Source organism: Solibacillus sp. FSL W7-1464, assembly GCF_038004425.1.
GTDB lineage: Bacteria > Bacillota > Bacilli > Bacillales_A > Planococcaceae > Solibacillus.
In genome coordinates this window covers 62,226-86,842 of record NZ_JBBORC010000001.1, presented here as the reverse complement: position 1 = coordinate 86,842, position 24,617 = coordinate 62,226, and the positions used below count along the sequence as shown (strand labels likewise).

Annotated in this window: 27 protein-coding genes and 2 tRNA genes; 4 read left to right on the top strand and 25 right to left on the bottom strand. The window is 39.1% G+C overall.

The window, feature by feature from the left end; genetic code table 11:
* Positions 1-193 precede the first annotated feature (193 nt).
* The 3 genes from MKZ25_RS00425 to MKZ25_RS00415 all read left to right on the top strand — a co-directional run bounded on the left by MKZ25_RS00425 (position 194) and on the right by MKZ25_RS00415 (position 668).
* Positions 194-270, top strand: a tRNA-Met gene (locus MKZ25_RS00425).
* 6 nt (positions 271-276) lie between these two features.
* A tRNA-Glu gene (locus MKZ25_RS00420) sits at positions 277-348 on the top strand.
* A gap of 128 nt (positions 349-476) precedes the next feature.
* Entirely contained in the window at positions 477-668 is a 192-nt protein-coding gene (locus MKZ25_RS00415; protein ID WP_340799655.1) for a sodium:potassium antiporter, read from the top strand.
* 121 nt (positions 669-789) lie between these two features.
* Here MKZ25_RS00415 and MKZ25_RS00410 read toward each other — a convergent pair whose 3' ends face one another.
* The 8 genes from MKZ25_RS00410 to spoVT form a co-directional block, all read right to left on the bottom strand.
* Positions 790-1,218: a S1 domain-containing RNA-binding protein gene (locus MKZ25_RS00410; RefSeq protein ID WP_008408265.1), complete on the bottom strand. Its 429-nt coding sequence runs from the start codon at positions 1,216-1,218 to the stop codon at positions 790-792.
* A 238-nt stretch (positions 1,219-1,456) separates the two neighbouring features.
* A complete protein-coding gene (locus tag MKZ25_RS00405) occupies positions 1,457-1,891 on the bottom strand; it encodes an FtsB family cell division protein (RefSeq protein WP_340799654.1) in 435 nt (144 codons plus the stop codon).
* 47 nt (positions 1,892-1,938) lie between these two features.
* On the bottom strand, positions 1,939-2,400 hold the full coding sequence (gene yabQ, locus MKZ25_RS00400) for a spore cortex biosynthesis protein YabQ (RefSeq protein ID WP_340799653.1): 462 nt from the start codon (positions 2,398-2,400) through the stop codon (positions 1,939-1,941).
* Entirely contained in the window at positions 2,397-2,696 is a 300-nt protein-coding gene (gene yabP, locus MKZ25_RS00395; protein WP_008408271.1) for a sporulation protein YabP, read from the bottom strand. The genes yabQ and yabP overlap by 4 nt, the downstream gene beginning before the upstream one ends.
* An 85-nt stretch (positions 2,697-2,781) precedes the next feature.
* A complete protein-coding gene (locus MKZ25_RS00390; RefSeq protein ID WP_340799652.1) occupies positions 2,782-3,072 on the bottom strand; it encodes an RNA-binding S4 domain-containing protein in 291 nt (96 codons plus the stop codon).
* Between the two features lie 4 nt (positions 3,073-3,076).
* A complete protein-coding gene (gene mazG, locus MKZ25_RS00385; RefSeq protein WP_340799651.1) occupies positions 3,077-4,543 on the bottom strand; it encodes a nucleoside triphosphate pyrophosphohydrolase in 1,467 nt (488 codons plus the stop codon).
* Positions 4,544-4,552: 9 nt separating this feature from the next.
* Positions 4,553-6,157 (bottom strand): putative polysaccharide biosynthesis protein, encoded by a 1,605-nt coding sequence (locus MKZ25_RS00380; protein WP_340799650.1) that lies wholly within the window; start codon positions 6,155-6,157, stop codon positions 4,553-4,555.
* Between the two features lie 114 nt (positions 6,158-6,271).
* Positions 6,272-6,808 (bottom strand): stage V sporulation protein T, encoded by a 537-nt coding sequence (spoVT, locus tag MKZ25_RS00375; protein WP_340799649.1) that lies wholly within the window; start codon positions 6,806-6,808, stop codon positions 6,272-6,274.
* A gap of 246 nt (positions 6,809-7,054) precedes the next feature.
* Here spoVT and MKZ25_RS00370 point away from each other — a divergent pair, with 246 nt between their 5' ends.
* Positions 7,055-7,366, top strand: coding sequence for a hypothetical protein (locus MKZ25_RS00370; protein WP_340799647.1), 312 nt, complete (start codon positions 7,055-7,057; stop codon positions 7,364-7,366).
* 79 nt (positions 7,367-7,445) lie between these two features.
* On the opposite strand, the gene mfd is transcribed toward MKZ25_RS00370, so the two are convergent.
* The 17 genes from mfd to MKZ25_RS00285 form a co-directional block, all read right to left on the bottom strand.
* Positions 7,446-10,958 (bottom strand): transcription-repair coupling factor, encoded by a 3,513-nt coding sequence (mfd, locus tag MKZ25_RS00365; protein WP_340799646.1) that lies wholly within the window; start codon positions 10,956-10,958, stop codon positions 7,446-7,448.
* Between the two features lie 84 nt (positions 10,959-11,042).
* The gene (locus MKZ25_RS00360; RefSeq protein WP_079523129.1) at positions 11,043-11,270 is read right to left on the bottom strand and encodes an anti-sigma-F factor Fin family protein; all 228 of its coding nucleotides are present in this window, start codon (positions 11,268-11,270) and stop codon (positions 11,043-11,045) included.
* A 59-nt stretch (positions 11,271-11,329) separates the two neighbouring features.
* Positions 11,330-11,893 (bottom strand): aminoacyl-tRNA hydrolase, encoded by a 564-nt coding sequence (gene pth / locus MKZ25_RS00355; protein WP_340799645.1) that lies wholly within the window; start codon positions 11,891-11,893, stop codon positions 11,330-11,332.
* 72 nt (positions 11,894-11,965) lie between these two features.
* Positions 11,966-13,177, bottom strand: a complete 1,212-nt coding sequence (locus tag MKZ25_RS00350) for an MFS transporter (protein ID WP_340799644.1) — start codon at positions 13,175-13,177, stop codon at positions 11,966-11,968.
* 127 nt (positions 13,178-13,304) lie between these two features.
* Positions 13,305-13,958 (bottom strand): 50S ribosomal protein L25/general stress protein Ctc, encoded by a 654-nt coding sequence (locus MKZ25_RS00345; protein WP_340799643.1) that lies wholly within the window; start codon positions 13,956-13,958, stop codon positions 13,305-13,307.
* 166 nt (positions 13,959-14,124) lie between these two features.
* A complete protein-coding gene (locus MKZ25_RS00340) occupies positions 14,125-15,084 on the bottom strand; it encodes a ribose-phosphate diphosphokinase (RefSeq protein WP_079523132.1) in 960 nt (319 codons plus the stop codon).
* 26 nt (positions 15,085-15,110) lie between these two features.
* Positions 15,111-16,481: a bifunctional UDP-N-acetylglucosamine diphosphorylase/glucosamine-1-phosphate N-acetyltransferase GlmU gene (glmU, locus tag MKZ25_RS00335; RefSeq protein WP_340799642.1), complete on the bottom strand. Its 1,371-nt coding sequence runs from the start codon at positions 16,479-16,481 to the stop codon at positions 15,111-15,113.
* A gap of 284 nt (positions 16,482-16,765) precedes the next feature.
* Positions 16,766-17,065, bottom strand: a complete 300-nt coding sequence (gene spoVG, locus MKZ25_RS00330) for a septation regulator SpoVG (RefSeq protein WP_008408289.1) — start codon at positions 17,063-17,065, stop codon at positions 16,766-16,768.
* 320 nt (positions 17,066-17,385) lie between these two features.
* A complete protein-coding gene (locus tag MKZ25_RS00325; RefSeq protein WP_251691549.1) occupies positions 17,386-17,760 on the bottom strand; it encodes a RidA family protein in 375 nt (124 codons plus the stop codon).
* Position 17,761: 1 nt separating this feature from the next.
* Complete coding sequence (gene purR, locus MKZ25_RS00320; protein ID WP_340799641.1) at positions 17,762-18,589, bottom strand: pur operon repressor; 828 nt, start codon at positions 18,587-18,589, stop codon at positions 17,762-17,764.
* A 71-nt stretch (positions 18,590-18,660) separates the two neighbouring features.
* Positions 18,661-19,527 (bottom strand): 4-(cytidine 5'-diphospho)-2-C-methyl-D-erythritol kinase, encoded by an 867-nt coding sequence (gene ispE / locus MKZ25_RS00315; protein ID WP_340799640.1) that lies wholly within the window; start codon positions 19,525-19,527, stop codon positions 18,661-18,663.
* A 256-nt stretch (positions 19,528-19,783) separates the two neighbouring features.
* Positions 19,784-19,972 carry a small, acid-soluble spore protein, alpha/beta type gene (locus MKZ25_RS00310; protein WP_079523137.1) on the bottom strand — a complete coding sequence of 63 codons (189 nt, stop codon included), beginning with the start codon at positions 19,970-19,972 and terminating at the stop codon, positions 19,784-19,786.
* Positions 19,973-20,079: 107 nt separating this feature from the next.
* Positions 20,080-20,337, bottom strand: a complete 258-nt coding sequence (veg, locus tag MKZ25_RS00305) for a biofilm formation stimulator Veg (RefSeq protein ID WP_008408296.1) — start codon at positions 20,335-20,337, stop codon at positions 20,080-20,082.
* A gap of 138 nt (positions 20,338-20,475) precedes the next feature.
* Positions 20,476-21,363: a 16S rRNA (adenine(1518)-N(6)/adenine(1519)-N(6))-dimethyltransferase RsmA gene (gene rsmA, locus MKZ25_RS00300; protein WP_340799639.1), complete on the bottom strand. Its 888-nt coding sequence runs from the start codon at positions 21,361-21,363 to the stop codon at positions 20,476-20,478.
* Positions 21,356-21,919 carry a ribonuclease M5 gene (gene rnmV, locus MKZ25_RS00295; protein ID WP_340799638.1) on the bottom strand — a complete coding sequence of 188 codons (564 nt, stop codon included), beginning with the start codon at positions 21,917-21,919 and terminating at the stop codon, positions 21,356-21,358. Before rnmV ends, rsmA begins: the two co-directional genes overlap by 8 nt.
* A gap of 402 nt (positions 21,920-22,321) precedes the next feature.
* On the bottom strand, positions 22,322-23,521 hold the full coding sequence (locus MKZ25_RS00290) for a ubiquitin-like domain-containing protein (RefSeq protein ID WP_340799637.1): 1,200 nt from the start codon (positions 23,519-23,521) through the stop codon (positions 22,322-22,324).
* A 213-nt stretch (positions 23,522-23,734) separates the two neighbouring features.
* Entirely contained in the window at positions 23,735-24,508 is a 774-nt protein-coding gene (locus MKZ25_RS00285; RefSeq protein WP_340799636.1) for a TatD family hydrolase, read from the bottom strand.
* Positions 24,509-24,617: the final 109 nt, after the last annotated feature.

The following is a 24,617-nucleotide window of genomic DNA, read 5'->3' as shown; positions in this document are numbered from 1 at the left end:
TTTGTAGTTTTGGCACAAAAAAACTGTTCGACGGTTTTTTTACGGGAATATGCGCGTTTTTACGCTTTTTTTATTAGTAATCACAAAAAATAGTAGACATTAATATTCTGCATCATATGCAAGGGGAAATAATTAATAAATAGTGTTGACACTATATAGACTGCAATGTATTATTAATTTTGTTGTTAATTTTGGCGGTGTAGCTCAGTTGGCTAGAGCACTCGGTTCATACCCGAAAGGTCGTGGGTTCGACTCCCTCTGCCGCCACCATTTATAGGCCCGTTGGTCAAGTGGTTAAGACACCGCCCTTTCACGGCGGTAACACGGGTTCGAATCCCGTACGGGTCATCTCAAAAGCTGTTTAGGAACTTGGTTTTCCTAGGCGGCTTTTATTTTACCCTTTTTCTACTCTGTATATTTCTGACACACCATCTCCCTTATACCTTATACTTATAACATAAGAGGAGGCGTTTTCTTTGGTACAAAACTTTACATATTTAGCTTTTCTTTGCGGTATTAGCATGCTTCTAGTCGCTGGAGGCGTCATCCTGACAAACTTGCCGCTCCCACTACAAATAATTATGATTGCAATCGGATTAATTGGAGGCATTTTTTGCTTTGTTACCCTAATTCGTGTACTCATCAAGCACAATACCGAAAAAGAATGATCTAATTACAGGACCACTATATCTTCTTCACGAAAAAAGCGATGGACTGTAAGTTTGCACTTACAATCCATCGCTTTATCATCTATTTGACACTTTTTCTACGTTCAAACAGCCAGCAAAATTATCCTCTGCGAGCTCCACGGCCACCGCGCTTAGACTCAGTTGCACGCTTTAGTGTAGTTAAACGCTCATCGCTATCTTTTAAGAAACGCGCCATCTTCTGTTCAAAGTTCTCTTTTGGTTGACGATCATTACGATCGTTAGAACGGTTGTTTTCGCGACGAGGACGCTGTGGACGCTCTGGTCGCTCAGCTTGAGGCTTTGCTTTACGAATTGAAAGACCAATCTTTCCATCCGCTTCAACATTCATCACTTTAACTTCGACTTCATCGCCTACTTTAAGATGTTCGTTAATATCTTTTACGTAGTTATCTGCCACTTCACTAATGTGAACTAAACCTGTTTTCCCATCAGGAAGCTCAACGAATGCACCGAAATTTGTGATGCCTGTTACCTTACCTTGTACTTTGCTGCCTACTTCAATTGACATAAAAAAAATGCTCCTCCTTAAATTTTAAGAGACTCTTCGATTGAAAAGCCATTTATCAATTATAATGAAACTTTTGTTCAATAGCTTCTTCTCTAATTATAGCTAACATAAAAAGAGTGTCAACAAGACACTCTACCTAAAGGCAATTAATACCAGATATTTTATCATGAAATTACCATACAGACTGGTTTTTTATTAAATTTCAAAGTCACATTTTTCTTTTTTTCTCGCGGTTAAATCACTCTTTTTCGTCTTCAGGCTTGTCTTTATTTTCCTTGTCCGATGTATTCGGTATTGTGAAAATAATCTCACCCTCTTCAGAAAGGAAAAATTCCTTTCTTGCCAGTTTTGCAATATACTCATCATCTTCCAGCTTCGCAATCTGCAAATTTAATAGCTCTTGTCTGTGAAGCGCTTCTCCCAATCGTTCTTCAACCGCCGCTTTCGTTTCTTCCTTTGCGGCGAGGCGTTCACTTTGGACCATGTTTGCTTTTACTAATCCAGCTATTACTACAGTTGCTAAAATGAAAAATACTGCTAATCTTCTGCGACGTCTTACAGCAATCTTTGCTTTTATTTGAGCTTTTGCTTGCGGATTTGAGCGGACATAATCGTTATTCAACGACTGGACGTTATGGTTATGTAGCTCATCTTGCACATTTCTTCTTCCCATTTTCCGTCTCCTCCCTCACAATCAATAGTTGTTATCATTATACGAGTTCACTGCTGTGTTTTAAAGTTTTTCAACAAATATTTCTTGAAAAACTTAATAAAGGGACGGCAAATAAATAATACAATCCCTATTAATAGTCTTATTAAACTTTTCACCATTTTTACTACTACATGTCCAATAAAAAAAACCGGCTTCACAAATAAATTAATACACACTCTTCCAATTAAGCGGATAATTTTTTGGAACAGCAATTCATATGTTGCAATTCCGGCGATTTGGGCAAGTGGATCAACTACCCGCCATTGCCCTCCTTTTACTAAAAATAATAGATAAAACGTAGTAACCCCTAATATTAGCCAGACTATCCATTCTAAAACCCATGTAATACGTCGAATATTTTTTAGAGGGATACGATTTATATTAATTCGGATACAATCGATTATTGCACCTACAGCAACTCCGCTTATAAACATGACAAGAATGCTTATAAGCTGCGCACTCATCATCATCCAAACAATTTATGAAGGAAACTTTTCGATAAGCCACTCTCGCTTTCATCGTATTGGAATTGCTTCACTTCCCCTTCTAACGTCAGTAATCCCTTGTCCACGTCTAAATGAACAATACGCAGTTCTTCCCCACGAATCAATAAATGACCCTGTGATGTATTCACATAAAATTCTTCCTGGTCAAATCGCTCGATACTTTTAACAGATGTCATGTCCATCCGTTTACGATTCCGTACCGTTACTAAGTGATCCCCAGACGAAATGGTATAGCGCGCGCTTTCTTGATGAATAGTCAATGCAAGTCCCCCTTTGAGCTTATAGTTGTACACTATATGCAACAACGGAAAGAAGCATGACTCAAAAGTTGGTCATGCCCTATTCTTATTCTTCATCATCAATAAATTCAGGTTCAACTTTTTCCAGACGCTCTTCTTTTATTATTGTAAACATCTTTAATGCATCTTCTTTTTTTACATTTTCACGGATTTCTTCGACACGTGCCGTTACGATTTTTTGACCGAAACGTATTGCCAGCTCATCCCCTACTTTTACGGTACTGCTTGCTTTTGCAACTTTCTCATTGATCGTGATACGGCCTTGTACCGCCACTTCCTTTGCTAATGTCCGACGTTTAATTAAACGTGAAACTTTTAAATATTTATCTAAGCGCATCCCATTATTCTCCTTTTTCCAATTGTTTTGCTTCATTCCAAAATGCATCCAGCTGCTCTAAAGTAAAATCACTGAACGCCTTGCCGCTCTTTGCTACACTTTGCTCAACATAATGAAAGCGACGTGCAAATTTTTCATTGGCATGCAGCATCGCTTCTTCCGGTGAAATTTCATAAAAGCGTGCAATGTTCACAAGAGTGAATAATACATCCCCGAATTCATCAGTACGGCTTATTTCATTCCCTTGCGTTATTTCTTCGCGGAATTCTTGCCACTCTTCCGTAAACTTTTCCCATGCATCGTCAGCATTCGGCCAGTCAAAACCAACTGTCGCTGCTTTTTTCTGGTAGTTGTACGATGTTTGAAGCGATGAATATGGACTGTATTCGTTCTTTAATAGTAATTCGTCATCTGCATTGCCTTTTTCCTGCTTTTTGATCGCTTCCCAATTGGCAACAACTGTTTCCGCATTTTCAGCAGTCACATCCCCAAAAACATGCGGATGGCGGCGAATCATTTTTTCGCTAATCGAGGCAAGCACTTCTTCCAATGTGAAATAACCATTATCTTCCCCGATTTGCGCATGTAAAAACACTTGTAAAAGAACATCGCCGAGCTCTTCAACCATAGCAAAGTCATCTTCGGCATCTACCGCTGCCAAAAACTCATGCGCTTCTTCCAATAAGTATTTTTTTAAAGATTCATGTGTTTGCTTCTGATCCCAAGGACAGCCATCAGGACCACGCAACGCGGCAATGATCTGACGGAATGTTGTCCAGTCCCGCAATGCCTCCTCATCAGATTTCACAGGCGGCACATATACAGTCGTTAAATTATTGATCTCTGCTGCCTGATCAAGCTCATAAAGCGGCACAGTACGCAATGACTCCTGTGAGGATCCTGCTGCCGTCACAATCGTTACGGGGTAATCATCGCGATACTTTTCCATTAATGTGAGTTTTACTTCTGATGCACTGAACGAATCATATACTTGGGCAATCAAAATGTGCTGACGCATATTCATATCATGAATGGACATGCTCGTCCCGTCCAATAGCTGAAACCCTTCAATCGGGTCAATTTTTAAAGCCCCGAAAATCGGATCCAAAAAGCTTTGTCCGCCTTCAATTTCAAGCTTGATCTGTCCGCTCTGGTCCGCTTCAATCAAGTGCTGGACGGTCTGCTCCGCTACGAGCGGATGTCCTGGCACAGCATACATAATGTCCTCCTGTGCCACAGCTTCAATAAGACGCTGTGCAATTTCTTCATAAACAGGACCGAACGAACCATGCTTAATATAAATATCATCAAAGCTCGTAAACTCGATTCCTTCCAGTTTTAAATCCTGGATAACAGGATGGTCCTCTGTTCGGACATATATTTTTTTTGCTGCTTTAATTTTTTTATAAACACCCATTTGCATTTGTTCAAAATCGGCTGCTCCTAAGCCAATAACGGTTAACTGATTCAAGTTATACACCTACTTCTTTCGATTTAACAATAGTTGATATGCAGCCATTCTCCTGCCGAGCGGGATTAAAAACCAATCCTTTTCTGTTAATACACGCATTTTTGCGACTGCTGTAATAAAAGCCCCTGCGCCGAGCATGACGAGCATCCCGCTGTAAATAAGTGCATCAAAGCGACTGAACAAGCCGGTAAACAAGCTATTCAAGCAATAAACCGCGCCTTGTACAACGACTATCATGATGAGGCAGGCAATGGCCAGTTTTTTATAGAACGTACGATTCGCCAAGTTGATCGCCGTCAATTTTTTCAGATAAATGATAAGGGCAGCTGCTGTAAAAATGAGTCCAATATTACTCGCAATTGCCGCGCCCAACACATCATAATGCGGTACAAAAATAATGTTCCCTATAAATTTTAATCCGATTCCGAGTCCTAAAAAAACGGCAGGACCTTTTAATTTACTATACCCTTGTAAAATAGCTGTAAATGTTAAAATAACCGATAATGGAACAATTTGAAACGAATATAGCTTCAATACATTCGAGTAGGCATCCGTCTTAAACAGCATTTGATTCACATAAGGCATAACAAGTATTAATCCGAGTGCCGCAGCTACACCGAATATGAGGGAGCTCCGGTATGTCAATTGGATAAATGGCTTTACACCTCGACCATTTGGCTGGTTTGCCTTTAATGCAACAAGCGGCACTATTGCCAGCGATAAAGAAGTTGCAATAACGATTCCCAGCTGGACAAGTGGTTGGCCACGGTCATAAATCCCCTTCACTTCCATTGCTTCGAGTGTACTCATTCCCGAATGGACAAGCATTTTGTAAATCGTAAAGGAATCCACAAGCTGGAAACATAATAGGAGCAGCGCACTCATACTGATCGCGATACTGTATAATGTAACCTCTTTTAGGATTGGCCAAATTTTTACACAGGCTCTTTTCCCGGTTGGCTGATACTGACGTTTCATAAAGTAGAGCAACAGGATAATCCCTGCTATTTCTCCGACAACTGTACCGAGCATCGCCATTTTCCCCGCTGCGTAAACAGATTGTGTGTACTGCAGCAAAACAATTGTTCCGACCAATATGATCGCTACCCGAATCATTTGTTCAAACACTTGAGCATAGGCAACCGGCTGCATCTTACTTTCCGATTGAAAGTTGCCTTTTAAAACAGCTAAAAGTGGCATACATAGCGTAATAAATGAGCCAACTTTTAATAGCCCTGCCAGCTGAGGATCTTCCATCAAATCAGCTAATGGCTGTGCTCCAAAAAATAAAAGGCAGAAGAAGATAAGAGCCAATGCTGTTAAATAATAAAAGATGATGCGGGATACAGACCGTTTTTCCTCATATGTACCACCACGACCTTCAACATCCGCGAGCATTTTTGAAATGGCAACAGCAAACCCGCTGGATGTCCATACGACAAAAAACGAAATAAATGGATACACTTGCTGATATACGTAAAACCCTTGGTCACCTACTAAATTTTGATAAGGAACACGGTAGATTGCACTTAATATTTTTACTAATAGCGCCGCAACTGTCAGGAGAAGAGCGCCCTTCATATAATTTTTCATACCATAACTTTGCGAAGTCATTCTATTTCCTTCCTCTATTTCATACAATGTACTAATTATATCACGAAAACCAATTGCTAATTTTACTCGAGGAATTAAAAAAACGCCCATTAATATGGACGTTTTGAAGTGATTTTAGTTTTCCATTTGTTTTGCTAAAAAATTGGCTGCTGTTTCAGCTGTTTTTTGTTCGACTTCACCGATGAAATGGGCCCGTGATATTAAATAAATAGCACCTATCGGATCTCCATTCGAAACTATTGGTACGATGCAATACGATTTCACCTGTTCATACTGTCCTGCTACAAGTTCGATCGACATCTCCAGCTTTTCACTTACAGGTGACCTGTTTTTAATAATATCTTCTGCAAATACAGTTAAACGTCTCGACACATAATCCTTTTTCGAAACGCCTGCAACAGCAATTACTTCATCTCGGTCACTTATTAATGTTGGGGTACCTATTGTTTCAAATAATGATTCCGCATATTGTTGCGCAAATTCGCCTAAGTCATTAATTGGCGAATATTTTTTCAAAATCACTTCTCCTTCGCGGTCCGTATAAATTTCAAGGGGATCCCCTTCACGGATACGAAGTGTTCTTCTAATTTCTTTTGGGATAACAACACGACCTAAATCATCGATGCGGCGAACTATTCCTGTTGCTTTCATCGTTCATGTTCCCTCACTTTCCATCAATTCACAGCATGATGCTACTAGTATGGAAAGAAATACATGAAACTATGCATTGTTTGAAATCGATAAAATAATATTTCGTACATGTTGCAATGAATATGATGAAGGACCTATTTTTTTGAAACACCGTATAGGAAATTACAACGCGTTCGTTCACTTTAAGTTTTATTTTTATGAAAGAGGCAATAAACAAAATAAAACAAACTTTTTGGAGGTGCAGTAATGGTAAGAGTCGACCCTATTACGTCAACACCTGATGCATATCGTCAGCATCAGTATTACGCAGGTACTCATTTAGCCTATTACCCCGATTTGTCGAAAGAACGTTCAACATCTGTTTCAAAATTTGAAAACGGTATTTTCAAACGTTATTTAGAAAAGCCAAATGGTCAGCGCGATTTAGTTTCCGCTTCCACTACAAGAGAAAAACAATTTTTGGCCATGCGTGAAGAACACCATAACCGCGAAGAATTGCTTCAACGTTTAAATTATTCGAATGGAGTACATTATAGTGTGCAACATTCTTTCTTATAATCCATTCCTTGTTTCCAAACGAAAGGAGAGGAAATATTAAAAGCCCGAAACTTTTAATTTTTCCTCTCTTTCTCTTATTTTATGAATCTTTTTTTGCAGATGCGATAATCTGCATCATTTTTTCTACTACTTCAAATGGCAGGTGGTTCCCGCACTTATTGTAATCTACTGTAATTACAAGTTGTGTTCCGTCCATTCCGAAGCCGACCGCACGACCAAACTCCATCGACTGCTCGACAATTTGAGCACCATTTGTATTGGTCGTTCCTTCTTCGGAAAGGATAATAGATACAACTTGCTGCTTTTCTTTTATTGAAAGCACATTAGCCTCTTTTGCCCAAACTTTCATACGGGCCACACGCATCAATCGTTCTGTTTCAACCGGTAAATCTCCAAAGCGGTCTTGCAGTTCATCGATGATTTCCAAATAATCTTCTATGCGTTCCATCGCCTTAATCCGTTTATACATTTGGATTTTCTGATAGCCATCCGGAATATACGCATCCGGAATATACGCATCAACATGCAGCATAATCTCGACATCCTGCTTCTCTTCTTTCTTCACACCTGTTCGACGTTCTTCCACTGCTTCTTCCAGCATTTGCGAATACAGATCAAAACCGATTGAATCAATAAAGCCATGTTGCTGCGCACCCAGTAAATTCCCCGCTCCGCGAATCGATAAGTCACGCATCGCAATTTTGAATCCTGATCCTAATTCCGTAAACTCTTTTACTGCTTGCAAACGCTGCTCTGCCACTTCCGTAAGAACTTTATCACGTTCATACATAAAGTACGCATAGGCAATACGATTGGAACGCCCTACACGCCCTCGCAGCTGATAAAGCTGGGAAAGACCCATACGGTCCGCATCGTGCACAATTAAAGTATTTACGTTCGGAATATCTACACCTGTTTCGATAATCGTTGTCGTGACAAGTACATCATACTCACCTTCGATAAACGATAAAATAACCGATTCAAGCTTTGCCTCCGTCATTTTACCATGCGCAAAGGCAACTCGTGCATCCGGAACAAGCATCTGAATTTCTTCTACTCTTCTTGTAATATCCTCTACACGATTATATAAATAAAATACTTGTCCACCGCGCGCCATTTCACGCTCGATTGCTTCACGTACAAGCGCGCCGTTATGCTCCATTACATACGTTTGGACAGGGAAACGGTTTTGCGGCGGTGTTTCGATAACCGATAAATCACGCACACCAACCATCGACATATGAAGTGTACGCGGAATTGGTGTTGCGGTTAATGTCAGCACATCGACATTCGTTCGAAGTTGCTTAATTTTTTCCTTATGCGTAACACCAAATCGCTGCTCTTCATCAACGATAAGCAAACCTAAGTCCTGATACACTACATCCTTGGATAAAATGCGGTGTGTACCGATCACTATATCCACTGTTCCTTCTTTTAGACCTTTTAACGTATCTGTCTGCTGCTTTTTGGAGCGGAACCGACTGAGCAGACCTACATTGATTGCATAGTCTTCAAAACGCTTCGAGATCGTTTCATAGTGCTGTTGCGCCAAAATGGTAGTCGGTACTAAGAAGGCAACTTGCTTGCCATCTAAAATGGCTTTAAATGCAGCTCGAATGGCAACCTCTGTTTTTCCGTATCCTACATCCCCGCAAACGAGGCGATCCATTGGACGTTCTCGTTCCATATCTTTTTTCACTTCAGCGATTGTGCGTAACTGATCTTCCGTCTCCTCGTATGGGAAAGCAGCCTCAAAGCTTCGTTGCTCATCGGAATCCGGAGAAAAGGCATAACCTTTTTCTGCTTCGCGCTTTGCATAAAGTTTGATTAGGTCATCCGCAATATCCTGGACCGCATTCGAAACTTTCTTATGGGTTTTCTTCCATTCCGTACCGCCCAGTTTATGAAGTTTCGGTTCTTTTTCACCTGATGGTACATAACGCTGAATCAGTTCGATTTGATCTACAGGTACATATAACTTATCGTCCTCACGGTAGCGTACATGCAAATAGTCTTGATGCGTGCCATTCACAACAAGTGTTTCAATGCCAATATATTTCCCGATCCCATGATGTACGTGAACAACATAGTCTCCTGATTTAATTTCAGTATAAGACTTGATTCGCTCAGCATTCGTCATCTGCTGCGGACGTGATTTTTTCTTTGCCTGCTGTTTAAAGAGCTCATCATCCGTGACAACCGCTATTTTCTGCAATGGCAGCTCGAAGCCTGAAGACAATGCCGTGTTAACTAAATAAATCCCCGGTGCATCAGCATAGCCGATTGTTGACGCAATATGATAGTCATCCAGTAAATTTTGCATCGCCTTTATCCGGCTTTCTGAACTGGCCGTAAATAGCACGACAAATTTCTCATGGGTCCAACGTTCAATTTCATTTTGCAGTAATGCAATTTGTCCATGGAATTGCTGCATCGGTTTACAGGAAATGTTGATAGTCTTTTTAAGAGTGACGCCTGCAAATGTTCTTGTAAATAATGCGAAATACATTTTCTGCTGTTTCAGCATTGAAAGCACTTCTTTTAACGAATGGGAGGGCTTTACATCATGAAGCATTTTGCCCGATTCGATCAATGAAATAAACCACTCGTTTTCTTCGCGTTCCCAAGCCTCCATCACTTCCTGAATGCGGCCCAATTCATCAAAGAGGACAAGGCCGTTCTCTTTGAAGTAATCACCCAAAAAATACGGCTGCTCAAATAACAACGAGCCATATTTTGCAATATGATCCGGCAGATGGCCAAGACGCAGCAGCTCAATATCATGTTGAATATTTTGCATGAGCAATTCCTGTGTTTCCTGTTTACGGACCTTTTTTAAGCTGGCTGCCAATGATACTTCAAGGCGTTCTGCAAGTTTTATACGTTCCTCTTTCGTTAAAAGCAGCTCTGTAGCAGGGAAAATTTGGATTTCATTTAATTTTTCAATCGAGCGTTGGTTATCGGCAGAAAAAGTACGGATCGAATCCACTTCCGTATCAAATAACTCAATACGGATCGGATCTTGTGCATATGGCGGATAAATATCCAAAATTCCGCCGCGCATTGTAAATTCACCTGGTGTTGTAACCATTTCACTTCTCGTATAGCCCATTTCAACAAGCTTATCCAGCCAAATATTGATGTCGACATCTTGGCCTAAAGAAGTTGAAAGTTCGTATCCAAGCCACTTTGAAGGTGCATTTAGCATGCTGCGCATACCTGCAACGGGAATAATATAGATACCGCGTTCCTGATTGACTAAACGCCCTAAAGTTGCAATACGCTGTGCACGCAGTTCATGGGAAGAAGTCGTCATATTCGCTGCGATAAATTCCTCAGCCGGGTAATAATGGACATGCCCTTCACCAACTAACGCAGTCAGATCATCTACTAATTTTTGTGCCTGCAGTAAATTTGAGGACACGATATAAATCGGTTTATTTGTCTCTTGATAGATTGTATGGATCAGAGCAGGTCTTGCACTTCCTGTTAACCCTGTAATAAGGTGATCGTTTGCTTGTTCTTTCTGAATTTGCTCTATCATATTATTAATCTGTTTATCTTTTATAAATATTTGATGTATCGTATCCACGTCTAGTCCCCCTTCTCTTTTTCGATAAATGAAAACGGAAATGGAAAAAGCCTTGGCGCAGTTTATGCGACCAAAGCAACTCCTTTACTGTAACCATCTTTTTAACGCATAGTAATCGGGAAACTGACGCAATGAATCTTCACAATGCTCACAAATGCTGTAAACGGTCGTTTCTCCACGCTCATTTTTCTTTATGAATTCATCGATTTCACCTATTTCAAACAAATGAAGCTTTTGAACCGTTTCTTCTGCATCGAAAGGCAAAGTACCAATCTCTACCTCACAATGTCTGCAGCGGTAGCGTACAGGCATCTCCCATGGCCTCCTTTAAACACTTATGTATATTAAAGTCTAACCATTTTTTGATTAATTTATGCGCCGTTAAATTTGTTCATCACTTCTAAAAACGGCTTTGCTAAAGCTGTCTCAACAGCATCGCAGCTCTTTTCGACAGCTTCTTTTACAATTGGCTGATCCTCATTTGAAAATTTGGCCAATACATAATCCGCAACTTTCATACCCGCTGGCGGGCGACTTACTCCGACACGGATTCGGTTAAATTCCTGTGTCCCCAAATGCTGAATTAATGATTTAATCCCATTATGTCCTCCAGCACTTCCTTTGCCACGTAATCTTAACTTACCCGTTTCCAGATCTAAATCATCATAAATAACAATAATATCTTCAATTTCTATATCAAAATAATCCATTAGAGGTCTAACACATTCTCCTGATAAGTTCATATATGTTAGCGGCTTCAATAAAATGACTTTTCCTTCAGGACGATGAACCGTTGCATACATACCATTAAATTTAGTTTGGTTTAATGGTGCATTCCATCGATTGGCTAATTCATCAATCACATCAAAACCTATATTATGGCGTGTATGTTCATATGGTTTTCCCGGATTTCCTAAACCAATAATTAATTTCACTAGTAATCGCATCCTTTTTCTCTGATCGCCTTTATTTTATCATATATGCTTCTGAAAAGTATGTATCGTCCTCTAGTATTGTGCCAATGATTTCTCGCGCATTTTCCTTACAATGAAGAGCACTAAAAAGCCTACTGCTGCAAAAAAGCGAACTGCTGTCGATAAATACATCGCCGTTTCCATCGAGTACGTTTCGAGCAGCCAAATTCCAATTTGCGGGGAAGAAAACGCAACGACGGCAAGCAGCACATTATATGTTGTTATACAATATGTGCGGACCTCCTGCGGTGAATTTTCCAGCAGTAAATTAAACAATATTAAAACCGTTCCTGAAACAAACAGTCCGGAAAGAAAAGACATCGCAACTAAATAATAAAGGTTTGTCGATAAAACCATCAGTAATGGTGCTGTCGACATCCCAAAGGCAACCCAGACGAATACACTCATGTTACCGTATTTTTGAGACCATTTACGCCAAAGTGAAAATGAAAAAATTTGGGCAATCATATTTGCAACATTGAACATACTAATCCAGAAGATTGTCGCTTCCGCATAACGAACATTATAAATATTAAAAACACCCCAAGCCATTTGCCAGCCAAAGTTAAAAACAAGCGCAACAATTAAAAACAGGACATATTTATTGTTTTTAAAAATCGACCAGTCCATTGCACGGTTCTTTTCCAAATTACGCTCACGCACGGGTTCATCATGCTTCAATAAAAAATACAGTTCAACAACCCCGACAACAAACGTAAACATAAATAGCACTTGATAAGCTATCCGATTAGCGGTCATATCTTTCATAACAATACCGATTGTTAATGTAACAAATAGGCCAACTACTGTCAGCAAGCGATTACGGTCACTGAAAAACTGGGCTCTCCGTGATTCTTCGATAATACTGCCGATAAAAGACTGCCAGCCCATATTGGCCATCGTATTCGGTACACTCATTGCAGCAATCAGGCCCAGCAGCAACCATGAACCAAAACTACCCGGTACATAACTAATAAAGGCAATGAGCAGGAAAACAAAGCGTGCTGTTAATATGGAAAAAGCAACAAGCCTTTTTTGCTCGAATGCACGGTTTAGTAAAATCGCAGCAGGCAATGTCATTAACAGTGTAATTAGCGGCGGCAAAGAACTGATCAGCCCGACCTGATAGTTTGTCGCACCAAGAATCGTCATTGCAAAAATCGGAATGTAGCTGCTTGAAGTATTTTGTGCAACAGCAGATGCCATTCCGTGATAAATACTCATTTTTTCATTATGTGTTCTCATAAAGACCTCTAATTTTTCTTAATATTTACTCATCTCCCTATTATTATACTGATTTTCTTTCGGATGTCGAAGTATTTTTTAAACACTAAAAAACCGCTCTATATAATAGAGCGGCCTGTCCAATTGCTTAATCTTCTCTACCTGGTTTTTCAGGCGATAATTTTTCTCCCGTTGCATCAAGATCATCGGCTGTTACATTTTCCGCATTTGCATCAACATCTTCAACTGGTGCTGCTGGCGGTGTTACTGTTGCTAATGTATAGTCGTCATTATCTACAATCGTAAACGCTGTAAATTGATCACGAACATTACCCACAGATAACGATTCACCAACTGCTAATTCGGATACATCGATTTCTATAGTGTCTGGAATTTCACTTGGTTTCACTTTAATTTTCAATGTATGGTTCGGTTGAGTAATTACTCCACCTTCTTTTACACCAACTGAAGTTCCGATAAATACGATTGGAACATCCACTTCAAGTTCTTCTTTCATATTGATAGCAAGGAAGTCAACGTGCTTCACATGTCCTTTTAGTGCATCACGTTGGATATCAGTAAGTACTGCATTGACTCTTTTCCCGCCTACTTCAATTTTAAACACACTTGTTGAACCATATGTTTGAACTGCTTTAGCAGTGTCTCTATAATCCAACGAAATTGGTGTTGTTTCAGTTTCATAGCCATACAGCACACCTGCCAGTTGGCCTTCATTTCTTAGTTGGGTTAATATCGAACGTTTCCCAGTTTCTCGCTTCGTTGCTTGTAATACTGTAGTCATATTCCATCGTCCCCCTTAAATAATTATACAAAGATACATTTACCCTACCTTTGTCCACCCTAAACATAATCAATTGTCAGATTTTTTGCAAATATTTGCTTATAAAAATACAAAGACATAAAAAAACAGCCTAGGAAATAATATTCCTAAGCTGTTTTGCATTTGATTAATCGAATAATGTACTAACAGATTTATTTTCGTAAATACGAGAGATTGCATCTGCCATTAACTTCGCAACTGATAACTGTTGAATTTTTGGAGAAAGTTTTTCTTCAGATAACTGAATTGTGTTTGTTACAACTAATTCTTTAATCGGAGAATTTTCAATACGCTCAATTGCCGGACCTGATAATACAGGGTGTGAACAACATGCGTAAACTTCTTTAGCACCGCTCTTAATCAATGCCTCTGCACCAATCGTAATCGTACCTGCCGTATCGATAATATCATCGATTAAAATACATACTTTACCATCTACATTACCAACAATGTTCATTACTTCTGCCACGTTTGGTTTTGGACGGCGCTTATCAATAATTGCGATCGGAGCTTTTAAACGCTCTGCCAATTTACGCGCACGAGTTACACCACCATGGTCTGGAGAAACAATAACCAATTCCTCTTCATTGAATCCTTTTGTTCCGAAATGTTCAGCAAGCAGTGGTACAGCCACTAAATGGTCGATTAAAATATCAAAGAAACCTTGAATTTGAGGTGCATGTAAATCCAATACGATTACACGAGTTGCACCGGCAGTTTCAAGTAAGTTTGCTACTAATTTAGCAGTGATTGGTTCACGCGCTTTTGCTTTACGGTCTTGACGTGCATAGCCATAGTATGGCATAACAACGTTTACTGTACGAGCAGATGCACGTTTAACAGCATCAATCATAATTAAAAGTTCCATTAAATGCTCATTAACAGGGGCAGAAGTAGATTGAACGATAAATACATCCATTCCTCGAATACTTTCTTCAATGCTAATTTGGACTTCTCCATCACTGAAGTGTTTAACAGATGATTTTCCTAGTTCTAGACCCATTTCATCGGCAATCTCTTTAGCAAGGGGATTGTTGGAATTTAATGAGAAGATTTTTAATTTTGAGTCAGCGTATTGATACGGCATGATGGCCTCCTGTATTTTAGTTAATTTTATTTTGAATTTAATTTACTCACATAGCCTAATTTGTTTTCCTGACGAGCACGTGCAATTGCCAATGCATCTTCCGGTACTTCTTTAGTAATTGTCGATCCCGCAGCAATGAAAGAACCTTTTTTCAATGTTACCGGAGCAACTAAGTTTGAATTACATCCAATGAATACATCGTCTTCAATAGTTGTTTTATATTTGTTTTTACCGTCATAGTTAACAGTGATTGAACCACAGCCAATATTTACGTTACTGCCGACTTCCGCATCGCCGATATAGCTTAAATGAGACACTTTTGTATCATCACCTAGCGTACTCTTCTTCACTTCAACGAAATTACCGATTTTCACATGGTTTCCTAATGAAGATTCCGGACGTAAATGTGCAAACGGACCTACTGCTGTTTCGTTGCCGACTTGGCTGTCTAGCACGACTGAACTATGAATCGTTGTTGCATTTCCAATTTGACTGTTCACAATATGACTATTCGGGCCAATTTTACAATATTCGCCAATAACCGTTTTTCCTTCGATGATCACTCCAGGTAAAAGAACCGTGTCACTGCCGATTACTGCGTCTGCACTAATATGTGTAGAATTCGGATTAATAATCGTTACACCATTGCGCATATGACGTTCGTTAATACGCGCACGCATTAGCTCTTCTGCCTGAGACAGTGCAAAACGATCATTTACGCCAAGCGTTTCATCGAAGTTTTCTGTTACATAAGCTGCAACTGTTTCACCTTGCTTTTGTAAAATTTCAATAACATCAGGCAAGTAGAATTCACCTTGTGCATTTTCATTTTTTACGAGCTTAAGTGCTTCAAACAGCGCTTCATTATCAAAGCAGTATGTGCCTGTATTAATCTCTTTTACAAGCTGCTGTTCAGATGTAGCATCTTTTTGTTCAACAATTTGTGACACTTGTCCATGTTCGTCACGTAAAATACGACCATAGCCAGTCGGGTCTTCTGTAACCGCTGTCAAAATAGTAGCTTTTGCATTTTGAGATGCATGTTGATCAAGCAGGGCCTGCATTGTTTCAGGGCGAATTAAGGGAGTATCACCACATACGACAAGTGTAGTTCCGCTAAGTCCGCTTAAAATCGGCTCAGCTTGCTGAACTGCATGTGCTGTACCTAGTTGTTCTTCCTGTAAAACATACTCACTCTTATTTCCAAGAGTTTCTTTTACCAGCTCCGCGCCATGTCCTACAACAGATACGACACGCTCGACATTTAATGAGCTGATATGGTCGATTACATGTTCCACCATTGGCTTTCCGCATACTGGGTGAAGCACTTTATATAATTTGGACTTCATTCGTGTACCTTGACCAGCCGCTAGCACGACCGCAAAAATATTCGTCATATTACAAGTCCTCCATTTTAGCTCATTTTCTCTTATGACTATAAAGCAATTTCATAATCTTTTCAAGGTATTCAGACTTGACAAATGTTTGAATTTAAAATATCTATATTAGTTTGACACAATTTCTTTTGTGTACTAATTCAGCAAAATTTAACGTTAAAAAGTAAATAATCAGTATATTTTCGAACATATTCTCATTTTATTTTTCTGTTATAGAACATTTCTGCATAAAAAATAATTCATAAAAAAAAAGAGCCTCCTCATATGAGTGACCCTAATTTATATTAAACATTCACTTCTTCAAGCTCCAAAGTTTCCTCTGTATTTTCCTCAGCAGATGCATGGAAAGCTTCCAAAACGATTTCCTGAATTTTATTGCGCGTATTCGAATTAATCGGATGTGCAATATCGCGGAATTCGCCATCTGGTGTTCTTTTGCTAGGCATAGCTACAAATAAACCAGTATTCCCATCAATTACACGAATATCGTGGATGACAAATTCATCATCTAGTGTAATTGAGGCAATTGCACGCATACGTCCTTCTGTTTGAACACGTCGTAATCTTACGTCAGTAACTTCCATTATTTATACCCCCTGTAGTTTGATGCGTAGTTTTTAGTATTCGGGATGAAAGATTATATTCCTTCTATCATCCAGTAAATTTCTAAAAATACATCATTTATCAATAGAATACAATATAATGTAATTTTTTTCTATCTACAATTTTTATAATTATTAAAATAAACTAAATATTCTACTTATTTATATGAATTTTCTTAATAAATGCCGGAAATAGAGTCGAAATATTTTCTTAATAAAAAAAATCCACGTCTTTTCTAAAATTAGAAAGCCGTGGATTTAAGCTATAAACTAGATTATTCAAAATTACAACTAAGAAATTATTATTTTACTAATGCAATGACTTCAATTTCAACTTTTACATCTTTTGGTAAACGAGCAACTTCTACTGCAGAACGAGCTGGTTTGTGCTCTCCAAAATGGCTTGCATACACTTCATTCATTATAGCGAAATCATTCATATCTTTCATAAATACTGTTGTTTTAACTACTTGGTTTAAAGAAGAACCGGCTGCTGCCAAAACAGCTTTTAAGTTTTCGAATACTTGATTTGTCTGTACTTCGATATCGCCTTCCACAAGTTCCCCTGAAGCTGTCAGTGGAATTTGACCTGAAGAATAAAACATGTTATTTACTACAATACCTTGTGCATATGGACCAATTGCTGCTGGTGCATTTGTTGTTGAAACTGTTTTCATTTTAATTTCTCTCCTTTTGAAAAAAATTACCTTCACTTAATGCAATTGTGCGATCTTTCTCATTTACTTCCTGTAGTTTTACTAAAGAATAGTAATCATCTACTAATGAAACATCAGCATGCTGTGTTTCTACTAATACAGCAATACCTGCCAACTCACATTCGAATTCTTCCAGTAAGTTTTTCATACCGTTCATCGTGCCTCCGACTTTCATGAAATCGTCGGTAATTAATACACGCTGGCCACTTTTCATACTACGTTTTGATAAAACCATCGTTTGAATACGACGAGAAGATCCTGATACATAATTAATACTCACCGTTGAACCTTCAGTCACTTTGCTGTCACGACGGACAACAACAACCGGGACATTTAAATGTCTTGCAATCGCATGTGCAATTGAAATTCCCTTTGTTGCTACGGTCATAATGACATCAATTTTACGATCTGCAAACACGCTCGCAAATACTTTACCTACGCGATTCATCAATTCCGGATTTCCTAAAAGATCCGTCATAAATAAATAACCACCGGGTAATAGTCGATCGGATTGACTAAGTTCTCCCATAAATTCCCCAATTATATCACGAACTTCTTGTTCCGCCATTTTAGGGATATATTTAACACCGCCTGCTGCTCCAGGTACGGTAATTAAAAGCCCAATTCCTTTTTCTTCGAATGTTTCCTTTACAATTGTTAAATCTTCACTGATTGAAGACTTTGCAGAACTGTAAAGCTCAGAAAAATAAGTTAGCGGGATCAACTGATGTGGATGCTCAAGTAGATAATAAGTCATATCTACAAGGCGTTCACTGCGCTTCCATTTCATGCGACCCTCTCCTAAACATTAATTATTAAAATACGAATATTTAATAGTCAAATTACCATAATTATACGTATTTATGCAAGTGGATTTCGTTCCCCTAACATACGTACTACGTAAACTTCCTCACAAAAACCACGTAATCCATTATAAATCCGGCTGACACGTGCTTCATTTTCCACTAGCCCAAATACTGTCGGACCACTGCCGCTCATCAGTACCGCGTCGGCACCAAAGCGCTGCATTTGTTCTTTAATTGTTATTACTTCCGGATGAAGCTTAAATGTTACAGTTTCCAAAACATTTCCAAGTGAGTTGCACATTAGCTCATAATCTTCCGTTTCAATTGCCTTAATCATTTCTTTCGTGTTTGGATGTTGTAGCCCGTCTATATTGAGTCCACCGTATACATCTGCTGTCGATACGCCAATTTTCGGTTTGGCCAAAACGACCCAGCAAGTTGGAGGTGCGGATAGTTCTTTAATCTTTTCTCCGCGCCCTGTAGCCAATGCTGTACCGCCATAGACGCAGAATGAAACATCCGAACCAATTTTTGCTCCATGTTCCGCCAGCTCGTCCAACGTTAAATTCAGATCCCAAAGCTCATTTAAACCGCGCAATGTAGCCGCTGCATCACTGCTTCCACCAGCTAGACCCGCCGCTATAGGAATTTGCTTCTCAATTGAAATGGTTACGCCTTCTTTAATACTGTATGTATTTTTTAAAAGCTCTGCTGCCTGATAAGCAAAATTCCGCTGATCGTCCGGAACAAAATTATCTGTCGAAACAATTTTAATTTGGCCATCTGCTCGTGATTCCAGTCCAATTCGATCGGCCAAGTCGACCGTTGTCATAATCATTTCCACTTCATGATATTGATCTGGTCGTTTATAAAGCACATCGAGTGTTAAGTTAATTTTTGCGGGTGCTTTTACGTATAACATTAAAAATTCCTCCTACTGTATAAGGCACGCATAGTATGTAATACGCGATTAAAATTCTATTGCCCCTATTTTACCATACGAAAGCCGTGTATTATGCACATAAACATTCACTTTTCTATGCAAATTACCGTTAAAAAATGCTCGCCGGATAATCCAGTAGTTAGAGTTTCTATGTAAGCTATGTAAAATGCTTAACTACAATTAAAATAACACCACCGTAAGCGAGAACCTACGATGGTGCCATCTTTGTGTCAACTTATTTTTGGTTATTCTGCGATTGTCTAGCCAAGTTTTCCTGAGCCATTTCAACCGCACGTCTTACCATGTTTCCTGCATCACGAGCTTTAATACCGCCCCAACCCTCACGTTGAACTACGTCGTAAAATCCAAGTTCTTTTGCAATCTCTTCCTTTAGACGACTCGACATGATTTTTTGTCTTGCCATGCAAAAAACCTCCTTTTCGTTGACGCTTTTAGCATGTGCAAAAAAGAAAAAAACACTCACTTTAAATGAGCGCTTTTTTTAAAATATTAAAATAAGTACTAGAAAAACTATTTGATGGTAGCTACAGCATCATCTAAAAAAGTAATCTCTACTGCTTCAGTAAGTATATCTGTGTAACTGTAAGATACGCGTTTACACGCATTATCTTCCTGCTTTAGTTCAATGACGAACACCGCATGGTAAGTGTCACTTAAGACGCCTTCGCATTCAATCGTTTTCTTGCGACCACCATTTGCTTTTAATTGCAAACGTTTACCCAAATGACTATCTAATGATTTTTTAATGTCTGCTAACGTTTTTGGCATTTTTGCATACACCTCACTATAAAACAGTATACCATGATGTAGTTAAAATGTCAATAAAATATAATATTTTATCACCGGGATACAGAGTCGTCAACTTTTTTCTTAAGATTTCTTAAAATTTTTTAATGTAATTTCATTTTATTGTCGTACACAAAAGGTTGGATATAAGCAGTCCGCTAATTTTCCGAATTCTTGGATCGACAATGTTTCACCACGGCGTGATGGTTCAATTCCAGCTTCTTCTAACGCTTTTAAAATAAGTTCTTTATTTTGCTTTCCATTTACAAGTCCGTTTTGTAAATTGTTCAATATTGTTTTACGACGCTGCGCAAAAGATGCACGGGATACTTCAAATAAAAAGTCCTCATCAATTACTTTCACCGGCGGATTCTCATGTTTGATTAAGCGGATGACAGCTGAATCTACATTCGGCTGTGGCATAAAAACGGTTTTCGGTACTACCATCGCGATTTCCGCCGTTACATAATATTGAATGGCAATTGATAAAGATCCATATGCCTTCGTACCCGGTTTTGCAGTAATACGGTCCGCTACTTCCTTCTGCATCATCACGACAAAGCCGCGGATCGGTAAACGATCGTTTAAAAGTTTCATTAAGATCGGCGTTGTTACATAATAAGGTAAATTAGCCACAACCATAATATCTTCAATACCTGGCATTTCTTCTTCGATTACTTTTACAACATCCGCTTTTAAAATATCCGAATGAACAATTTTTACATTGTCATAAGGACTTAATGTATCCTCCAGAACAGGTAAAAGGCGCTGATCGATTTCAAACGATACGACTTTTTTTGCTTCGCGGGCCAGATGCTCTGTCAAAGCACCAATTCCCGGCCCGACTTCAATCGCTCCACTATTTTCCGTTAAATTAGCGTGGCTGACGATATTACGTAAAATATTCGGGTCGATTAAAAAGTTCTGCCCTAGGCTCTTTTTAAATGAAAATCCGTATTTTTCTAAAATTTCTTTTGTACGTACCGGTGTAGCAATGTCTTTATGCATGCATATCCTCCTGATCTAATTGCGAAATTGCCTCTGCAAACTGCTCGATTGTAATTTGAAACATCATCAACCGTTTATGAAGCTGTTTACCATTTGTCATACCTATATTTAAAATTTCACCTAACTGGTCACGCCGTTTTTTTGATTGCGGGTGTCCTATCAGTTTAGCTGTCATTAAATCTTCCAGTGTAATTTTTTCTTCAATTTGTGAATCCGCCAATGTATAAACATTGCTTAACGCTTCACGGATATCTTCATCGTTTGCGTGTTCAATACCTAACCCTTTGCCATTTTTGGCAATTGTTTTCGCCTTTGCTAAAAACGCATGCTTCACACCTGGTATCCGCTCTTCTATAATCGCGCGAATACGGCGGCCTGGATAATCCGGGTCAGTGAATACAATGACGCCTCTTTTTTTCTGGGCATGTGCAATACGGCGCAGCACTTCATCTGAAATGGCAGAGCCGTTAGTTTCGATAGTATCTGCTCCTGTTGCACGCTTAATCGCTGTTGTATCGTCTTTTCCTTCTACAACTATAATCTCTTGTATATCCAAGAAACGTTCCTCATTTCCAACATAGTCTTTCGCTATTTTACCATAGATTGTACTTTGTTACCGCTGTGCTAACTTCAAGAACAAAAGTGCTCAAGCGCCCGTTTAGCTCCGAGTGGGCAAAACGCCACATCCATGTGGCATGCCCCCAATGACTCACGTCGTGTGAGCCGCAAGACTAGGAGGGCCCGACGCAAAAGTAAACGCTTCACCACTTTTGCACGAGGGACCTAATGGTGCGAGGAGCTGGCGATTTAGCCTAGACGGGGACAAAACTTTCTTACAAAGTTATACCCAATGCTAAAATCTATATTTCCTTCACAATGAAAAAAGCTCCCTCGCCATCAGTCAAAAAGCGAGAAAGCCGTATATACATTTTGGATTGTTAATCAATGAAGATAAAATTTATTTAAGTACTTTAATACGTACTTTTTTACGTCCCCAGCTCTTTGCTTTGGACGTTGTCGGTACTAAAACATCGATTTTATTACCTTTTATAGCACCGCCTGTGTCAGCAGCTACAGCATTCCCGTAACCTTCAACCCATACTTTTGTTCCTAATGGGATAATTTTAGGGTCTACTGCAATGACTTTCATATCCGGATTTGCGCGCAGGTTAAGACCTGCTGCCGAAATACCCGAGCAGCCTGCACAATTTGGTGTATATGCTGTTGCAGTTACATAAAACTCTTTCCCGGAACTCGGTTCACTAGAACGGGAAACGTTTGCAGTGACAACTTTTGTCCCTACAGATACAACTTTTGTTTTTGGTTTTTCAATTACCGTTTCAGAAGCAAGCTTTTTCGAGACGACTTTTCCGTTCTCTTTAACGATAGCGTATGTACGCTCTACCTTACCTTTTTTACCTTCTGAAACAACCTTTTCTTTGCCCTTTAATAAAGAAGAATCATTTTTCTTTTCAATTGCGAAATCTACTGATTCTTCCACTACATCGGTAACCTTTTCTACGCGAACAACTGCGATTTTATCATTTGGAGCAATAACTTCTTCCAAACCTTTGTCGACACGATCCGATTCACCTAATTGAACCTCTTGTTGTTTTAAAAAGTTAGCGACCGTAGTCGAAGTGGACCATACTTGTCTCTCTTTTTTGCCATCGACAAGCGTTAACTGAAACGCTTTTTGAATATCGATTTTGTTATCGGCTCCTACTTCTGTATCCAAGCTTTGTGATACAAGATCATGCTCTGTTACTTCAATATTTGCTTCTTCCAAAATGTTCTTCACTACATTTTCAGTTGTCCAAACTTTAGACTGATTTCCATCAACTGAAATTACTACTTCTTTTGCCTGTTCCCATTCTATTGACATTCCACTATCAATACTGGTACTCAGTGAGGGTGATACTTTATCATATTTTGTATAATCTATATTTTGAGCTGTCAGAAGCTCATCAACCGTAGTTGCGTGTGTATAAATTTTTGTGGTCTCTCCGTCTGCTGTTAACATAACGGGAGTTTTAGTTCCGTGATATAGAACAAATGCAATTACAGATACAAACAGGACTACAGAAAGAATTCGGACCCCTGTTTGCTTACTCCTCAATGATCCTAAGAACTGGCTTTTCATGGATTGATTTGACATGAAAATAACGCCTCCTTAATACAAAGTTGGATTATACGTACTAGTTTTCCTACTGTCAATAAAAAAGAATTTATCAAAAATTGGGCATTTTGCTTGAACTCGTACTGCAACTAGTATTGGAGGCGACTTATCATGGTAAACCTTCTGCACGTTGAAATATCATCTTAACGCAAAAGTCCTGAATCTATTTCTGCCGTTATTTTGATAGTTTCATCATTGAATTTTAAAAAAGCGCTTTGCATTTTCCGTTGTTTTATACGCAACTTCTTCCACAGGCAATTCCTTCAGACGAGCAATCTCCTCTGCCACTAACGTAACGAATGCCGGTTCATTTCGTTTTCCTCGAAATGGATGGGGCGCTAAATACGGCGCATCTGTTTCAATCAGCAAATGTTCCAGTGGAATTTCTGCCGCGACTTCTTTTGGCTGACGTGCATTTTTAAATGTAACTGGTCCTCCAAGACTAATCATGAAATTCATGTTTATGCATTCGCGAGCTGTTTCAACACTACCGCCGAAACAATGCATAATCCCGCCTACAGCAGCTGCGTTTTCCTCTTGTAAAATCCGCACGACATCCCCTGTTGCATCGCGATTATGAATAATAATTGGTAATTCGAGTTTTTTTGCCAATTGGATTTGCTTACGGAACCAATACTGTTGAACATCTTTCGGAGATTTATCCCAGTAATAATCCAGTCCTGTCTCACCAATCCCGACAACTTTAGGGTGCTGTGCCAGTTGTTCGATCCAGTTTAAATACTCATCTGTACAATCAACTGCATCTACCGGGTGCCAACCAATTACTGCATAAATAAAATCATAATCTTCTATTAGCTGCATCGCGCGCTCTATCGTTTTTTTGTCAAATCCGATTACAACCATCTTTTCTACATTGGCTTCAATAGCACGGTCAATTACTTCCTGTAAATCCTCATCATACTGATCTGCGTTTAAATGGACATGTGTATCTATAAATGTGCTCATCTTCATTTCTCCTATCGTGTATTGTACTCATTGGTCATATTTCTTAGTTTTCAGTATTATTACATATAGGTTACAAAATACATATTTATTATTGTATAAGTGTTATAAA

Coding starts and splice junctions, on each gene's coding strand:
- MKZ25_RS00410 (WP_008408265.1), bottom strand. CDS start 1,218: ATGTCAATTGAAGTAGGCAGCAAAGTACAAGGTAAGGTAACAGGCATC.
- MKZ25_RS00405 (WP_340799654.1), bottom strand. CDS start 1,891: ATGGGAAGAAGAAATGTGCAAGATGAGCTACATAACCATAACGTCCAG.
- yabQ (WP_340799653.1), bottom strand. CDS start 2,400: ATGATGATGAGTGCGCAGCTTATAAGCATTCTTGTCATGTTTATAAGC.
- MKZ25_RS00390 (WP_340799652.1), bottom strand. CDS start 3,072: ATGCGCTTAGATAAATATTTAAAAGTTTCACGTTTAATTAAACGTCGG.
- MKZ25_RS00380 (WP_340799650.1), bottom strand. CDS start 6,157: ATGACTTCGCAAAGTTATGGTATGAAAAATTATATGAAGGGCGCTCTT.
- spoVT (WP_340799649.1), bottom strand. CDS start 6,808: ATGAAAGCAACAGGAATAGTTCGCCGCATCGATGATTTAGGTCGTGTT.
- MKZ25_RS00370 (WP_340799647.1), top strand. CDS start 7,055: ATGGTAAGAGTCGACCCTATTACGTCAACACCTGATGCATATCGTCAG.
- MKZ25_RS00360 (WP_079523129.1), bottom strand. CDS start 11,270: ATGCCTGTACGCTACCGCTGCAGACATTGTGAGGTAGAGATTGGTACT.
- MKZ25_RS00350 (WP_340799644.1), bottom strand. CDS start 13,177: ATGAGAACACATAATGAAAAAATGAGTATTTATCACGGAATGGCATCT.
- MKZ25_RS00345 (WP_340799643.1), bottom strand. CDS start 13,958: ATGACTACAGTATTACAAGCAACGAAGCGAGAAACTGGGAAACGTTCG.
- MKZ25_RS00340 (WP_079523132.1), bottom strand. CDS start 15,084: ATGCCGTATCAATACGCTGACTCAAAATTAAAAATCTTCTCATTAAAT.
- glmU (WP_340799642.1), bottom strand. CDS start 16,481: ATGACGAATATTTTTGCGGTCGTGCTAGCGGCTGGTCAAGGTACACGA.
- spoVG (WP_008408289.1), bottom strand. CDS start 17,065: ATGGAAGTTACTGACGTAAGATTACGACGTGTTCAAACAGAAGGACGT.
- MKZ25_RS00325 (WP_251691549.1), bottom strand. CDS start 17,760: ATGAAAACAGTTTCAACAACAAATGCACCAGCAGCAATTGGTCCATAT.
- purR (WP_340799641.1), bottom strand. CDS start 18,589: ATGAAATGGAAGCGCAGTGAACGCCTTGTAGATATGACTTATTATCTA.
- ispE (WP_340799640.1), bottom strand. CDS start 19,527: ATGTTATACGTAAAAGCACCCGCAAAAATTAACTTAACACTCGATGTG.
- MKZ25_RS00310 (WP_079523137.1), bottom strand. CDS start 19,972: ATGGCAAGACAAAAAATCATGTCGAGTCGTCTAAAGGAAGAGATTGCA.
- veg (WP_008408296.1), bottom strand. CDS start 20,337: ATGCCAAAAACGTTAGCAGACATTAAAAAATCATTAGATAGTCATTTG.
- rsmA (WP_340799639.1), bottom strand. CDS start 21,363: ATGCATAAAGACATTGCTACACCGGTACGTACAAAAGAAATTTTAGAA.
- MKZ25_RS00290 (WP_340799637.1), bottom strand. CDS start 23,521: ATGTCAAATCAATCCATGAAAAGCCAGTTCTTAGGATCATTGAGGAGT.
- MKZ25_RS00285 (WP_340799636.1), bottom strand. CDS start 24,508: ATGAGCACATTTATAGATACACATGTCCATTTAAACGCAGATCAGTAT.